Here is a 14772-nt window from a genome sequence, read left to right as displayed (position 1 = left end):
GATCTTCTCCTAAGCAGTAATTTGGGGCCAGCATCATGCAGATTAGCAGAGCGTTTTTTCCTTAATAAACTTGTTTACCAGGTTCATCAGGTCTTCCGCTGTCGGTTGAGCCAGTGCCTGCTCTGCCAATGCCTTCGCATCTTCAAAATTAGTATTACGAATGATTTTCTTGATGCCAGGGATAGAAATGGCACTCATGCTGAACTCGTCCAGCCCCATTCCCAGTAACAGTAGTGTAGCACGTTCATCACCTGCCAGCTCACCACACATGCCGGTCCATTTACCTTCAGCGTGAGATGCATCAATGACTTGCTTGATTAAGTTAAGCACAGACGGCGTCATTGGGTTGTACAGGTGCGAGATCAAATCATTACCACGATCGACCGCCAGAGTATACTGCGTCAGATCGTTTGTCCCAATACTGAAGAAGTCGACTTCTTTCGCCAGATGATGCGCAATCACGGCTGAAGCCGGGGTTTCCACCATGATGCCGACTTCGATGCTTTCATCAAAGGCTTTACCTTCTTCGCGCAACTGCGCTTTCAGCAGTTCCAGTTCCGCTTTCAGACTGCGAACTTCTTCAACCGAAATGATCATCGGGAACATGATGCGCAGTTTACCGAAGGAGGAGGCGCGCAGGATAGCACGCAGCTGCGCATGCAGAATCTCTTTGCGATCCATAGCGATGCGGATAGCACGCCAGCCGAGGAACGGGTTCTCCTCTTTCGGCAGGTTCATGTAAGGCAGATCTTTGTCACCGCCGATGTCCATGGTACGAACGATAACGGCTTGTGAACCCATCGCTTCAGCAACGGCTTTGTACGCCTGGAACTGCTCTTCTTCGCTTGGCAGAGAGTCACGGTCCATGAACAGGAATTCGGTACGATAAAGACCAACGCCTTCAGCGCCATTGCGCTCAGCACCGGCGATATCGCGCACGGTACCGATGTTGGCGCAGACTTCAACCTGGTGACCATCCAGCGTGACGGCTGGCAGATCTTTCAGCTTGGCTAATTCGTGTTTTTCCGACAGATACTGATTCTGTACGGCTTTCAGCTCTTCCTGAATCGCTTCAGAAGGATTGACGTGAATCGCATTGTTAACGCCATCCAGGATCAGGAAATCGCCGTTTTTAACCGTGACGGTCACATTGCCGGTGCCGACAATGGCTGGGATCTCCAGCGAGCGCGCCATGATTGAAGTGTGTGAGGTACGGCCACCCAGATCGGTGATAAAGCCCAGCACCTTTTTCAGGTTCAGCTGTGCGGTTTCTGACGGCGTTAAATCTTTTGCCACCAGAATGGATTCGTCCGGAATAGCGCTCAGGTCAACAATGTGCAGACCGAGGATGTTTTGCAGCAGACGTTTACCGATGTCACGTACGTCAGCCGCACGCTCTTTCAGGTATTCGTCATCTAACTCTTCCAGAGCTTTCGCCTGGCCATCAATAACAGAGTAGGCAGCAGCATCGGCAGAAGCGTGATCTTTTTTAATCAGATCGATGATTTCCTGCTCCAGCTCTTCATCTTCCAGCAACATGATGTGGCCTTCGAAGATGGCTGCTTTCTCTTCACCGAGGGTTTCACCCGCTTTGACGCGAATCGCTTCCAGTTGTAATGCCGCTTTGCTACGGCCATCAAGGAAGCGTTGTACTTCCTGCTCAACCTGATCATCAGAAATTTTCTTGCGGTTGATGACGATCTCGTCTTCTTTCAGCAGCAGTGCTTTGCCGAAAGCGATACCTGGTGATGCTAAAATGCCTGAAATCATAACGCTACCTTTTAATCACGATGGCTGATGGGACTCTATGCGGTGCCATTGTCGCGGGACACGTACTCTACGAAAGCAATAACGCGGACAGGTTGTCCGCGATCAAGATGTTTGCACTCAATGGCGCAGAGGAGTCGATTGGCTGGAGAGCTGAGCGGAGATTACTCCAGTTCAGCCATCAGTTTGACCAGATGCTCAACTGCTTTCTGCTCATCTTCGCCTTCTGCAGAAAGCGTCACAACCGTTCCCTGGGTTAAACCCAATGTCTGCAGCTTGAACAGGCTTTTCGCGCTTGCTGATTTACCGTTAGAGGTCACGGTAATTTCTGACTGGAAAGCTTTGGCTTCTTTTACGAATTGCGCAGCTGGGCGAGTATGCAGACCGTTTGGTGCAGTAATGGTAACTTCTTGCTGGAACATTCTATTTCCCCAACGTTATCAGGATGAGTGTTATGGATCTAAAGTCTAGCCTGGAGCCTTCACTTTAGCCTGTGTAGGTGCGCGGGTATAGCATCATGCTGACCAAAGACGCGCAGGCGTCAAATCTACATTCCGTTGCTTCTCAAAACCGATTCTACACGTCACCGGTTAATTATGCCGTGATTCGCCGTTTCACTGAATCCGTAAATCGATTCAGCTTGATCCACTTCAAAGGCGGATTAATTTCAGGCATCGAAATAATTGGCAGTCTGAATACCAGATCGGCGTCACTGAAATCAATCTGCCGGGTTATGAAAGTGAGATCTGCACCACAAAAAAGCACCCAGGCGGGTGCTTTTTTCTCCATTTTCAGACTATCTGCCGCTGCTACTGCAGCTCTTTTTCTGTGAAGAGATCGGCAAACAAAGCCGTACTCAGATAGCGTTCGCCGGAGGAGGGGAGAATGACCACAATATTTTTATTCGCGAAGGTTTCGTCTTCCTGCAGCTTCAGCGCGGCGGCGACGGCAGCACCGGATGAGATACCGGCCAGAATGCCTTCCTCTTCCATAAGCTTACGCGCTGTGCTGATCGCTTCATCATTGGTGATCGCCACTACGCGGTCCACCAGATTCAGCTCAAGGTTGCCCGGAATAAAGCCTGCGCCGATACCCTGAATTTTGTGTGGACCAGGCTTGATCTCTTCACCCGCCAGCGCCTGAGCAATTACCGGTGAATCCGTTGGCTCAACGGCGACGGTTATCAGGTCTTTCTTACCTTTGGTGTTTTTGATATAGCGGCTCACCCCGGTCAGCGTACCGCCGGTGCCGACACCTGCGATAAAGACATCCACTTCGCCATCCGTGTCTTCCCAGATTTCCGGGCCGGTGGTCTTCTCATGGATTTCCGGGTTAGCCGGGTTGCTGAACTGCTGCAACAGGACATATCGGTCCGGATCGCTGGCGACAATCTCTTCCGCTTTGCTGATGGCGCCTTTCATGCCTTTAGCACCTTCGGTCAGCACCAGCTTAGCACCCAGCGCTTTCAGCAATTTACGACGTTCCACTGACATGGTTTCTGGCATCGTCAGGGTTAATTTGTAGCCGCGCGCTGCGGCAACATAGGCCAGCGCAATACCGGTGTTACCGCTGGTCGGTTCAACCAGTTCAACACCGGGCTTCAGAATACCGCGTTTTTCTGCGTCCCAAATCATATTGGCACCGATACGGCATTTTACGCTGAAGCTCGGGTTACGGGATTCAACTTTCGCAAGGATGCGGCCGTTACCGATGCGGTTCAGTCGAACCAATGGCGTATGACCAATTGTCAAAGAGTTGTCTTCATAGATCTTACTCATAGCCTGTCCTTAACTGTATGAATTATTGGGAACGCTATGAGCATACCTGTTCTGCCTGGGGGCGGAAGGAAAGAAATCGTATATCTATATTTCGCCCGGCAATAAGCCCTGCTAAAAAGAGCATAAGGCGTGCGGGTGTGACTAGCGCACCTCACTGCGGGCCAGTTGCGGCCGGTAACGGTCAACCCACATGGCGGTGGCACCACAAACGGCAACCGGCATAATCACCAGATTAAGAATCGGAATCATGGTGAACAGGCTGGTTAGCGCGCCAAACTGCATGTTGGCCGTTTTGTGCCGGCGCAGGGCGTTTCGCATTTGCTGAAAAGGCACTTTGTGGTTGTCGAACGGGTAGTCGCAATACTGAATGGATAACATCCAGGCACTGAACAGGAACCACAGCACGGGCGCCACCGTCTGACCAAATCCCGGAATAAAGTAGAGCAGCAACAGTCCCAGCGCGCGGGGCAGGTAATAGCCCAGTTTTTGCATCTCGCGCTTCATAATGCGCGGCACATCTTTAATCATTCCCGCCCAGCCACTGTCGGGCAGAGGCTTACCGGTCAGGCGGCCTTCGAGCTGTTCGGCCAGCAGGCCGCAGAATGGAGCAGCAATCAGGTTTGCCAGCGTTGAGAAGAAATAGCTGAACACCAGTACAATCGCAATCACCGACAATGGCCACAACAGATAACTCAGCCACTGCAGCCAGTCGGGAATATGGGCCATCAGGCGTGGAATCCAGTCGCCGAGGCGATAGAACAGCCAGACGAATGCGCCGCCCAGCATAATGATGTTGATCAGCAGTGGCATCACCACAAAGCGGCGAATGCCAGGCAGACGGACCAGTTTCCAGCCCTGGCTAAAGTAGTGCATGCCGTTAAAATTTGAGACGGAATTCTCAAGGGCCATAAAGCCAATTCTCCTGAAGGTGTTAAGGCGCGCTCACTATAACCTGGCTTTTTCTCCAGGCCAGGTGCCGTTTGGGTAAAAAAACAGCGAAAAAGCGTGGGTTGCCTATCTTATTTGTCAGAAAATACTGCACAGACTTGCACTTGTGTAGCAGGGCAAATACAGTTAGAGGATAAAGTTTGCCGCGGTGGCAAGGTATTGGAACAACAGAGAATACAATGATGCAGGATTTGCGTCTGATATTAATCGTTGTTGGCGCGATCGCCATTATAGCGCTCCTTCTTCACGGGCTGTGGACCAGCCGTAAAGAGCGTTCGTCAGTGTTCCGCGATCGCCCGCACAAACGTCTAAAACAACGTGATGACCATGATGAGCAGGACCTGATTGACGACGAAGATGACGGCGTCGGCGAGGTTCGTGTTCGTTCTGAGCGCAACGTCCATCAGGAACCGCGTTTCGATGAGATCCGCGAACCACAGCCAGAAGCGCCGCGTAAGCAAGCGCCCGCTGAGCCTGTGCGTCAGCCTGCGCCACGACCCGCACCGCAACCCGAACCTGACAGCGATCCGCTGTTCACTACGGCACCGAAGCCTGCTCCACAGCCGCGCCCTGAACCGGTGCGTCAGCAGCCAGCGCAGACTTTCGTCGCGCCGCCTGTTCAGGCCGACCCGTTGCTGGATCTGGATCCGCTGGAGTCTGTGCAGCCTGCGCCGCAGTACCAGGCTGAACCTGAGCCACAACCGCAGCCTGAGGTGTCAGCGCCTCCTGCGCCTGAACAACCCGCGGCTAAAGCGCCAGCAGAAAAACCGAAAGAAGCCGTACTGGTGCTGCATGTTGCTGCCCATTCGGGCGGCGAACTGAACGGTGAAGCGTTGCTGCAGGGTATTCTGCAGGCGGGCTTCCAGTTTGGTGAAATGAATATTTTCCATCGTCATCTTAGTCCGGCAGGCAGTGGTCCGGTGCTGTTCAGTCTGGCTAACATGGTCAAGCCAGGTTCGTTCAATCCTGACATGATGACCGATTTCAGCACGCCTGGTATCTCCATCTTTATGATGGTGCCCTCTTATGGCGATGCGAATCAGAACTTCAAGCTGATGCTGCAGTCTGCACAGCGTATCGCTGATGATGTTGGTGGCGTGGTGCTGGACGATGAGCGTCGCATGATGACGCCACAGAAGCTGGAAACTTACAAAGCGCGTATCCGCGATGTGGTTGGCGTCTGACACCTGCGCTAAACGCTATCTGAATTGTTAAAACAAACCCCCGCCTGTCGGGGGTTTTTTATCTGATGGGGCTTTATGAAATCCGTCCAGGATCACATCACCGAACTGCGCACCACGCTGCGCCATCACGAATATCTCTACCACGTCATGGATGCGCCGGAAGTGCCGGATGCTGAATACGATCGCCTGATGCGTGAACTGCGTCAGCTGGAAGAGGAACATCCCGATCTCATTACACCGGATTCGCCCACCCAGCGTGTGGGTGCTGCGCCGCTGACGGTATTTGAGCAGGTTCGCCATGAAGTGCCGATGCTGTCGCTGGACAACGCGTTTGATGAAGCCACATTTATGGCTTTCAACAAGCGGGTACAGGATCGGCTGAAAAACAGTGAGGACATTACTTACTGCTGTGAACTCAAGCTCGATGGCGCTGCGGTCAGCCTGATGTATGAAAATGGCCTGCTGGTTCAGGCCGCGACGCGCGGTGACGGCACGACCGGTGAGAACATTACCGCCAACGTCCGGACCATTCGCGCTATCCCGCTGCGGCTGAAGGGCGACAACATCCCGGCCCGGCTGGAAGTGCGCGGCGAGGTGTTTATGACGCAGCGCGGCTTCGAGAAGCTTAATGAAGAAGCGCGACGCACAGACGGCAAAGTTTTTGCTAACCCGCGTAATGCAGCAGCAGGTTCCCTGCGTCAGCTTGATCCACGCATTACCGCCAAACGTCCGCTGACGTTTTTCTGCTACGGTTTTGGCCTGCTGGAAGGCGGTGAGATGCCACACAGCCACATGGAGCGCCTGCAACAGTTTAAAGCCTGGGGCCTGCCGGTCAGCGACCGCATTAAGCGGGTGCATAATGCGGAGGAAGCCCTGGCGTTCTATCGGGAAATTGAGCAACAACGTCCGAACCTGGGTTTTGATATCGATGGTGTCGTAATCAAAGTCGATTCACAGGCGCTGCAGGAGCAGCTGGGCTTTGTGGCGCGAGCGCCGCGCTGGGCGATTGCTTTTAAGTTCCCGGCACAGGAACAGCTGACCTGGGTGCGCGACGTCGAATTTCAGGTTGGCCGCACAGGCGCTATCACGCCAGTAGCTCGCCTGGAGCCGGTGCAGGTCGCAGGCGTTATCGTCAGCAATGCCACACTGCATAATGCAGACGAAATCGAACGGCTGGGTTTACGCATCGGTGATCGAGTTGTGATTCGCCGCGCCGGCGATGTGATTCCGCAGGTCGTCAACGTGGTTATCGCGGAGCGACCTGAAGAGACGCGGGAGGTGGTATTTCCTGCCCATTGTCCGGTCTGCGGTTCTGAGGTTGAACGGGTTGAAGGCGAATCAGTCACGCGCTGCACCGGCGGCTTGATCTGCGGCGCACAGCGCAAAGAGGCACTGAAGCATTTTGTCTCACGTCGGGCGCTGGATGTGGATGGCATGGGCGATAAGATTATCGACCAGCTGGTGGAGAAAGAGTACGTCAGTACGCCAGCCGATCTGTTCCGTCTCACGGCGGGCAAGCTGACCGGACTGGATCGCATGGGGCCGAAATCAGCGCAAAACGTTGTAGATGCGCTGGAGAAAGCGAAGTCGACCACGCTGGCACGCTTCCTCTATGCGCTGGGCATTCGTGAAGTGGGTGAAGCTACCGCCGCTAATCTGGCTAACCATTTTGGTGAGCTGCAGAAGGTGATGGATGCCGATCTTGAGGCGCTCATTGCGGTACCGGATGTGGGCAAAGTTGTTGCCACACACGTTCGCAACTTCATGGAAGAGGAGAGCAACCGTGAGGTTATCCGTCAGCTGACCGACGAGATCGGCATTCACTGGCCGCAGGTGGTGGTGGTGAAAGCCGAAGAGATCGACAGTCCGTTCGCGGGGAAAACGGTGGTGCTGACCGGCTCGCTGTCGCAGATGAACCGTGATGATGCCAAAGCGCGGCTCGTCGCACTGGGCGCAAAAGTCAGCGGCAGCGTATCGAAGAAAACCGATCTGCTGATTGCCGGCGAAGCTGCCGGTTCCAAGCTGGCGAAAGCCCAGGAACTGGGCATAGAGGTAATTGATGAAGCGGAAATGATTCGACTGCTGGGGGCCTGAGATGGATGAACATCAGCTGGTGGCGATAGCCAATACGCCGATGCCGTTTGGGAAATATAAAGGGCGGATGCTGATCGATCTGCCTGAGCCTTATCTGCTGTGGTTTGCCCGCAGTGGCGACTTCCCGTCGGGGCTGTTGGGGGATTTGATGCAGTTGACTCTGACAATAAAAATTGAAGGTCTGGAGGGATTAGTTAAACCGCTCCAGACCCGCAAGTAACTGTGCCCGCGCAGGCGGGCACCTGTTCTACTTCTGTGACTCCATCACCGAATCTTTAACCTTCAGCGTCTGCTGTTGCTGTTTCTCATTGGTCTTCTTGTAACGGCCGGCAATAAACGAGCAGACCATCAGCTGAACCTGATGGAAAATCATCAGCGGCAGCACGATAATCCCCACGGTGCTGGCCGGGAACAGAATATTCGCCATGGGCACCCCGTTCGCCAGACTCTTCTTCGAGCCACAAAACAGCACCACAATCTCGTCGGCACGTTTAAAGCGGAACAGGCGCGAGGCCAGCAGGTTGATAATCAGCACGGCGGTCAGCAGTATGATTGAACCTGCCACAATCCACAGCAGCGTAGTCAAGCCAACGCGATGCCAGATGCCATTCACCACGGCTTCACTGAAGGCGGAATAAACGACCAGCAAAATCGAGGTCTGGTCAGTTTTGCCAATCAGGCTGCGATGTTTCTCAACCCAGCCACCGATCCAGCGACGAGAGAGGTGGCCCAGAATGAATGGCACCATGAGTTGCAGCATAATTTTACCGATCTGCTCCAGACCGTCGCTGGGCGCGCTGCTGTGTATATCCATCACCAGGTTCACCAGCAACGGCGAAATAAATACACCCAGCAGGCTTGATGCCGAGGCGCTGCACACCGCTGCTGCAACGTTACCGCCTGCCATAGAGGTAAACGCGATAGCGGACTGAACGGTGGCTGGCAGGATACAGAGGTAGATAAAGCCGGTATAAATTTCCGGACCGACATCAACCGGATGCCACCAGACCAGCAGCAGACCCAGCGCGGGAAACAACACAAAGGTGCTGAACATAATCCACAGATGCAGCTGCCAGTGGCTGCTGCCTGCGATGATTTTTTCACGCGAAAGTTTGGCACCGTGCATAAAGAATAACAGTGCTATCGCTGCCGTCGCGAGGTAGCTGAAGACATCGACGTAGATCCCTTTCGCTGGCAGGAACGACGCCAGCAGCACGGTGATGATGAGTTTGACCATCATCGGATCGAGTTTTAAAAAGCCCATTGTTAAAATCCGGTAAATTTTTCAATAGCGCGATTGTGCGTGAATTGGTTTTAGAAATAAAATTGATTTATTGAATTAATCTATGAGCATAATCGATGAATTATACCCTGCGTCAGCTTCGGACTTTTATTGCAGTGGCACACTACGGTGGTTTCAGTCAGGCGGGGCAGGCGATAGGTCTGAGTCAGTCGGCAGTCAGCCACAGTATTAAAGAGCTGGAAGCGGAAACCGGCGTCCGGCTGCTGGATCGCACCACGCGTGAGGTGATGCTGACCGAGGCAGGCAAGCAGCTGGCGTCACGGATGGAGCGCCTGCTGGAGGAGATTCATACGACGCTGCTGGATATCCGCAGTTTTGGGGAGCAGCGCAGTGGCACCGTCAGAGTGGCAGCCAGCCAGACCATCTCTGCGCATCTTATGCCGCAATGTCTGGCTGCCAGTCAGCAGCACTTTCCCGATATCAAAGTGATACTGCACGATCGCGCTCAGCAGTGGGTGCTGCAAAGTGTGCGTAACGCCGAGGTCGACTTCGGGATTGTGATTGGGCCGCTCAGCGACAGTGATTTTGATAGCATCGCGATTCTGGATGAGCCTTTCCTGCTGTTGTGCCGCGATGATGATCCGCTGGCGCAGGTGGAAAGGGCTGAATGGTCGATGCTGGATGGTCGCACCATGGTGCTGCAGGATTACGCGTCCGGCAGTCGGGTACTGATTGATGCGGCGATGCAGCAGCAGAACATCAGGGCGCAAGTGGTGCAGGAAATTGGCCATCCCGCTACGCTGTTTCCGATGGTAGAAGTGGGGATCGGCATCAGTATTCTGCCCGCGCTGGCCTTACCGTTACCGGCCGATCGTGACCTTAGTGTGCGTCGTCTTTATCCGGAAATTAATCGCAGCCTGACGCTGATCAAACGTAAAAACCGCTCGCTGACGCCTGCTGCCGAAGCGATCTGGCAGGAGGTGCGCCAGCAGGCAGCGCTGCTGGCGCAACAACGCGAAGCCAGCCCCGCGTTTTAGATATAGACGTCCACTTTATTGGTGTCGGTAGGGCGGTTAATGCCGTCTGCTTTGTTCGCACTGACAGGCGTGCTGTCACTTTTTGGCTGATCCTGCTCCGCCTGCTTCTGCTCCAGCTGCGCAATCTGTGCCTGCAGCATGGTGAGCTGTGACTGATACATCTGCTGCATTTCAGCTTTCTGTTCGTCAGTCAGCTCTTTGTTGTCGGCCAGCTCTTTGACCTGCGTTAAGACATTCTGAATCTGTTTATTCAGGGCTGCGACCTGAGAGGCAACACTGCCGCCGCTGTCACCGCTACTGACCGCACTGCTTAAAATTCCGGAAATTGAGGACATCATTTTCTCCCTGTAAGTCGTCACATACGTTATCGGCACGCTGTGAAACGACTTTAGCGCGGAGATTGTTAAGGTTTGGAAAAGAAGGGAGCTTATCTACAAGCCAATGTCTAAACAGCAGAAACGAAAAAAGCGCCTTACAGGCCTTCAGATTGTCGACAAAGTCTGGACTGATGGCAGTGAGAGCGAGCCAGCGCAGGAAACAGGGTCAGTTCGGAAAGACGCTAAAACCGCCATCCATGGCTCGCTCGGCCCGCGCGATTACTTACCTCATCCCTGAGGTGCGCCCGTTGCCGGGCCAACGCTCTGCGTTGTTCAAAAACGCTCCCGGCGTTTTTGTCCATGGCGCGGGACGCTTTCCTCCTCTGACCCTGTTCCCTGCTAGTTGAGCTATTCATCGCTGCAAGATGCGCCCTGATTTGAGTTTGTCCGTAATCTGAATCGCCAGCGATTCAGTCGAACCTGCAGCAGGTTCTCATCCCGCACGGTCACGTCCGTGCCCCGGAAACGAAAAAAGCGCCCAAAAGGCGCTTTATTCTGAATTGGTGGGTCGTGCAGGATAGCCTCGGCCCATCGTGGGCCTCGCCCTCCGGGTGATGCTAACGCATCAGCCTGAATCGCCAGCGATTCAGTCGAACCTGCAGCAGGTTCTCATCCCGCACGGTCACGTCCGTACCCCGGAAACGAAAAAAGCGCCCAAAAGGCGCTTTATTCTGAATTGGTGGGTCGTGCAGGATTCGAACCTGCGACCAATTGATTAAAAGTCAACTGCTCTACCAACTGAGCTAACGACCCGAAGTGGTGGGTGATGACGGGTTCGAACCGCCGACCCCCTCCTTGTAAGGGAGATGCTCTACCAACTGAGCTAATCACCCACTTCGTACTTCAGTACTGCTTTAACAGGTCAGATATGGTGGGTGATGACGGGTTCGAACCGCCGACCCCCTCCTTGTAAGGGAGATGCTCTACCAACTGAGCTAATCACCCATATCTTCATACCTGTTCACTGCGGGCCACGCTGTTAAGAGTGGTGGGTGATGACGGGTTCGAACCGCCGACCCCCTCCTTGTAAGGGAGATGCTCTACCAACTGAGCTAATCACCCCCGCTGTGTGGAGTCGCATTATAGGGATAGTTGATTTTGAGTCAACGCTTTTTAAAACATAAATGTGCGTTCGGTTTATTTTTAAACATCCTGTTGCGCTTTTAGCCAATGTGCTGGTTTTACTGGCAGAAAAGTCCCTTTTCCCGGGACGCAACCGGCGGGCATGCATTGAGGATTCACCGTCAGATGCTAGAATATGCCCACTGTTTTTCGCGTCTAACCTGTTTTTTGTCATCCAGACAAAGAACCCGCGCATCTAAGGCAATACTCAATGAAAATCAAAACACGCTTCGCGCCAAGCCCAACCGGCTATCTGCATGTCGGTGGCGCACGTACCGCACTTTACTCCTGGCTCTTTGCCCGTCACAACCAGGGCGAGTTCGTGCTGCGCATTGAAGATACCGATCTGGAGCGATCCACGCCGGAAGCTATCGAAGCCATCATGGATGGTATGAACTGGCTGAGCCTCGACTGGAATGAAGGCCCTTACTACCAGACTAAACGTTTTGATCGCTATAACGCGGTCATTGATGACATGCTGGAAGCCGGAACCGCTTATAAATGCTACTGCTCTAAAGAACGCCTGGAAGCGCTGCGCGAAGAACAGATGGCGAACAACGAAAAGCCGCGTTATGACGGCCGCTGCCGTGACAGCCATGAACATCATGCTGATGATGAGCCATGCGTGGTGCGTTTCCGCAATCCACAGGAAGGTTCGGTCATCTTTGACGATCAGATTCGTGGACCGATCGAGTTCAGTAACCAGGAACTGGATGATCTGATCATCCGCCGCACCGATGGTTCGCCAACCTATAACTTCTGCGTTGTTGTTGATGACTGGGATATGGGTATCACCCATGTTATTCGTGGTGAAGACCACATCAACAACACACCACGTCAGATCAACATCCTCAAAGCGATTGGCGCGCAGGTTCCGGTCTACGCTCACGTTTCCATGATTCTGGGCGATGATGGCAAAAAACTCTCCAAGCGTCATGGCGCAGTAGGGGTGATGCAGTATCGTGATGACGGCTACCTGCCGGAAGCGCTGCTCAACTACCTGGTTCGTCTGGGCTGGTCACATGGCGATCAGGAAATTTTCAGCGTGGCTGAAATGGCTGAGCTGTTTACGCTGGATGCCGTCAGTAAGTCTGCCAGTGCGTTCAACACTGAGAAACTGCAGTGGCTGAACCACCACTATATCAATACGCTGCCGCCAGAATATGTGGCGACACATCTGCAGTGGCATATTGAAGAGCAGAAAATTGATACCCGCACCGGACCGGAACTGGCGAAGCTGGTGGGTCTGCTGGGCGAGCGTTGCAAAACGCTGAAGGAAATGGCTGCATCCTGCCGCTACTTCTACGAAGACTTCGCAGAGTTCGATGCCGATGCGGCGAAGAAACATCTTCGTCCGGTCGCGCGTCAGCCGCTGGAAGTGGTGCGTGACAAGCTGGCCGCCATCACTGAATGGACGGCTGAAAACGTGCATCAGGCGATTCAGAGCACCGCAGATGAGCTGGAAGTGGGTATGGGTAAAGTCGGCATGCCGCTGCGTGTGGCCGTGACCGGTGCCGGTCAGTCACCGGGTCTGGATGTCACCGTGGAGGCGATTGGCCGCAGCCGCAGCGTGGCCCGTATTGAGCAGGCCCTGGCCTTTATCAGTGAGCGCGAAGCGCAGGCGTAATGAACACAGCCGGAGGCGATACGCTTCCGGTTTTCTTACTCTTCACCAATTCCCAGTCGCTCCAGCACGCCTTTAATCCCTTCACGTAAGATTAATGCAGTGAGTTGATCCTGTTCATCCTGACTCATTTGCTGGATGGAACTTAACAATAACGCAGGTAATGAATTCGTTACTGCGCCATAGGTGGCTGTGGGTTCATTAAGGTTGCGGGTGGATTGAATAAAACTTTTTACGCGTTCATCAATATGAATAAGACGTGCCTTGCCGCCCTGAACTCCGGGCTTCGGCGTGGTTGTCCAGTTCTCCCGCTTGATCCACTTATTCACCGTTTGCCGACTGTAACCCGTTTCTGCAGCCAGCTCTTCGGGGGTAAGCCATTCCTTTTTCACGACACTGTCCCTGTTAAATACATTAGCGGTACATATTACAGCAAAAAGTAACGGTGAAAAGTAACGTAGGCTGAAATTGCCTTTTGTCTGATGACAAAAGGCAAAAGAGAATTACTGAGGATTACTGGCAGGTTCGGCAGCAGGACGGAATGCCAGGAAATAGGCCAGACCAACGAAGACGGCTCCTCCTACGGCATTGCCCAGGAAGACGGCGACAAAGTTAGGGAAGTACTCTGCCCAGCTCATCTGACCGGCAAAAATGGCGGCCGGAATAATAAACATGTTAGCGACAACGTGCTGGAAGCCAATGGCAACAAACGCCATCACCGGGAACCACATGCCGAAGATTTTGCCAACCATATCTTTACTCGCAAATGCCAGCCACACAGCCAGACACACCAGCCAGTTACAGCCAATGCCTGAAATAAAGGAATGCAGGAAATCGGCATGAACTTTGGCAGAGGCGATAGCCACGGTCTTTTTCAGGTAGTCACCTTCGGTCATGCCCAGCATATGGCCAAAGAACCATGCAACAGCCACGCTGCCGATAAAGTTCGCCAGGGTCACCCAGAACCAGTTACGCGCTACGCTCATAAAGCTGATGCGGCGGGCGAACCAGGCCACGGGTAACGTCATCATATTGCCGGTCAGCAGCTCGCCACCCGCCAGCACGGTCATAATGATACCCACAGGGAAGACTGCGGCACCTAACAGGCCACCGAAAGAGCCCCATTCAGCGGGCAGGGAGTTAATGACGTGAAGATCTAACAGGAAGCCGGTCGCAATAAATGCACCCGCCATAAAGCCAAGAATCAGAAGGATGCTGACAGGCGCACGACTTTTAGCCACGCCAGACTGGATCGCCAGTTGTGCGATTTCTTTAGGTGTATGCAGCGACATAGTATCTCAATAGTTTTTTTATGATTAATGGGACGATAACGCCTGGTGGACGCGCGGCGCGCGGGAGAGGGTCCCGGTGGCCACTAAATTAGCGGGCTAAGTTTTGCATGCGAAAAAGACGAAGACAAGAAAATTCCTATAACATATTTAACCGTGAATTAACCTGATGGCAGCGGGTATAACAGTTAAAAAACGGTACTGCATGACCAGACATGATTTTTATCTGCAGCATGCTGCTGAAACTTCGCAGGTTGCCGCCTTTTTCAGCGATCAAACAGAGAATGTCATTTTGCCGTTGACACCCTG

The 14772-nt window shown here is 53.5% G+C and carries 14 protein-coding genes, 4 tRNA genes and 1 other RNA gene; 6 read left to right on the top strand and 13 right to left on the bottom strand.

Features of this window, described 5'->3' with window-relative positions; translation table 11 throughout:
* Nucleotides 1-42: 42 nt before the first annotated feature.
* Nucleotides 43-1770: a phosphoenolpyruvate-protein phosphotransferase PtsI gene (gene ptsI, locus AC6I77_RS13845; RefSeq protein WP_003848857.1), complete on the bottom strand. Its 1728-nt coding sequence runs from the start codon at nucleotides 1768-1770 to the stop codon at nucleotides 43-45.
* A 161-nt stretch (nucleotides 1771-1931) separates the two neighbouring features.
* Nucleotides 1932-2189, bottom strand: a complete 258-nt coding sequence (gene ptsH, locus AC6I77_RS13840) for a phosphocarrier protein Hpr (protein ID WP_003848868.1) — start codon at nucleotides 2187-2189, stop codon at nucleotides 1932-1934.
* A 95-nt stretch (nucleotides 2190-2284) separates the two neighbouring features.
* Here ptsH and AC6I77_RS13835 point away from each other — a divergent pair, with 95 nt between their 5' ends.
* Nucleotides 2285-2599: a hypothetical protein gene (locus tag AC6I77_RS13835; protein WP_153574537.1), complete on the top strand. Its 315-nt coding sequence runs from the start codon at nucleotides 2285-2287 to the stop codon at nucleotides 2597-2599.
* On the opposite strand, the gene cysK is transcribed toward AC6I77_RS13835, so the two are convergent.
* On the bottom strand, nucleotides 2577-3545 hold the full coding sequence (cysK, locus tag AC6I77_RS13830) for a cysteine synthase A (RefSeq protein WP_003848872.1): 969 nt from the start codon (nucleotides 3543-3545) through the stop codon (nucleotides 2577-2579). The genes AC6I77_RS13835 and cysK overlap by 23 nt on opposite strands.
* A gap of 141 nt (nucleotides 3546-3686) precedes the next feature.
* Complete coding sequence (gene cysZ, locus AC6I77_RS13825; RefSeq protein WP_039659590.1) at nucleotides 3687-4454, bottom strand: sulfate transporter CysZ; 768 nt, start codon at nucleotides 4452-4454, stop codon at nucleotides 3687-3689.
* Between the two features lie 218 nt (nucleotides 4455-4672).
* Between cysZ and zipA the strand changes: the two genes are divergently transcribed.
* The 3 genes from zipA to AC6I77_RS13810 all read left to right on the top strand — a co-directional run bounded on the left by zipA (nucleotide 4673) and on the right by AC6I77_RS13810 (nucleotide 7991).
* Nucleotides 4673-5677 (top strand): cell division protein ZipA, encoded by a 1005-nt coding sequence (gene zipA, locus AC6I77_RS13820; protein WP_008926527.1) that lies wholly within the window; start codon nucleotides 4673-4675, stop codon nucleotides 5675-5677.
* A 75-nt stretch (nucleotides 5678-5752) separates the two neighbouring features.
* Complete coding sequence (gene ligA / locus AC6I77_RS13815) at nucleotides 5753-7771, top strand: NAD-dependent DNA ligase LigA (RefSeq protein ID WP_182629653.1); 2019 nt, start codon at nucleotides 5753-5755, stop codon at nucleotides 7769-7771.
* 1 nt (nucleotide 7772) lies between these two features.
* The gene (locus AC6I77_RS13810; RefSeq protein WP_003848878.1) at nucleotides 7773-7991 is read left to right on the top strand and encodes a DUF3820 family protein; all 219 of its coding nucleotides are present in this window, start codon (nucleotides 7773-7775) and stop codon (nucleotides 7989-7991) included.
* Between the two features lie 27 nt (nucleotides 7992-8018).
* Here the strand turns inward: AC6I77_RS13810 and AC6I77_RS13805 are convergent, their stop codons facing one another.
* Complete coding sequence (locus tag AC6I77_RS13805) at nucleotides 8019-9035, bottom strand: bile acid:sodium symporter family protein (RefSeq protein ID WP_003848880.1); 1017 nt, start codon at nucleotides 9033-9035, stop codon at nucleotides 8019-8021.
* A 95-nt stretch (nucleotides 9036-9130) separates the two neighbouring features.
* Here AC6I77_RS13805 and AC6I77_RS13800 point away from each other — a divergent pair, with 95 nt between their 5' ends.
* A complete protein-coding gene (locus AC6I77_RS13800; RefSeq protein WP_008926526.1) occupies nucleotides 9131-10051 on the top strand; it encodes a LysR family transcriptional regulator in 921 nt (306 codons plus the stop codon).
* Here AC6I77_RS13800 and AC6I77_RS13795 read toward each other — a convergent pair.
* From AC6I77_RS13795 to AC6I77_RS13770, 6 genes are all read right to left on the bottom strand, one after another.
* A complete protein-coding gene (locus AC6I77_RS13795; RefSeq protein ID WP_008926525.1) occupies nucleotides 10048-10386 on the bottom strand; it encodes a FlxA-like family protein in 339 nt (112 codons plus the stop codon). The genes AC6I77_RS13800 and AC6I77_RS13795 overlap by 4 nt on opposite strands.
* Before the next feature lie 543 nt (nucleotides 10387-10929).
* Nucleotides 10930-11062: non-coding RNA, RtT sRNA (locus AC6I77_RS13790), on the bottom strand.
* A gap of 43 nt (nucleotides 11063-11105) precedes the next feature.
* Nucleotides 11106-11181: transfer RNA gene (locus AC6I77_RS13785), tRNA-Lys, on the bottom strand.
* 4 nt (nucleotides 11182-11185) lie between these two features.
* A tRNA-Val gene (locus AC6I77_RS13780) sits at nucleotides 11186-11261 on the bottom strand.
* A gap of 36 nt (nucleotides 11262-11297) precedes the next feature.
* Nucleotides 11298-11373, bottom strand: a tRNA-Val gene (locus tag AC6I77_RS13775).
* Between the two features lie 41 nt (nucleotides 11374-11414).
* Nucleotides 11415-11490 (bottom strand) — tRNA-Val (locus AC6I77_RS13770).
* A 271-nt stretch (nucleotides 11491-11761) separates the two neighbouring features.
* Here AC6I77_RS13770 and gltX point away from each other — a divergent pair.
* A complete protein-coding gene (gene gltX, locus AC6I77_RS13765; protein WP_039659597.1) occupies nucleotides 11762-13177 on the top strand; it encodes a glutamate--tRNA ligase in 1416 nt (471 codons plus the stop codon).
* 35 nt (nucleotides 13178-13212) lie between these two features.
* On the opposite strand, the gene AC6I77_RS13760 is transcribed toward gltX, so the two are convergent.
* Entirely contained in the window at nucleotides 13213-13566 is a 354-nt protein-coding gene (locus AC6I77_RS13760) for a YfeC-like transcriptional regulator (RefSeq protein WP_003848889.1), read from the bottom strand.
* A 111-nt stretch (nucleotides 13567-13677) separates the two neighbouring features.
* A complete protein-coding gene (locus AC6I77_RS13755; protein WP_003848892.1) occupies nucleotides 13678-14466 on the bottom strand; it encodes a formate/nitrite transporter family protein in 789 nt (262 codons plus the stop codon).
* Nucleotides 14467-14772 lie beyond the last annotated feature (306 nt).

It is taken from the genome of Pantoea sp. X-Soil-ISGK-259 (assembly GCF_059730705.1).
This window is presented reverse-complemented; position numbering and strand designations above follow the sequence as displayed.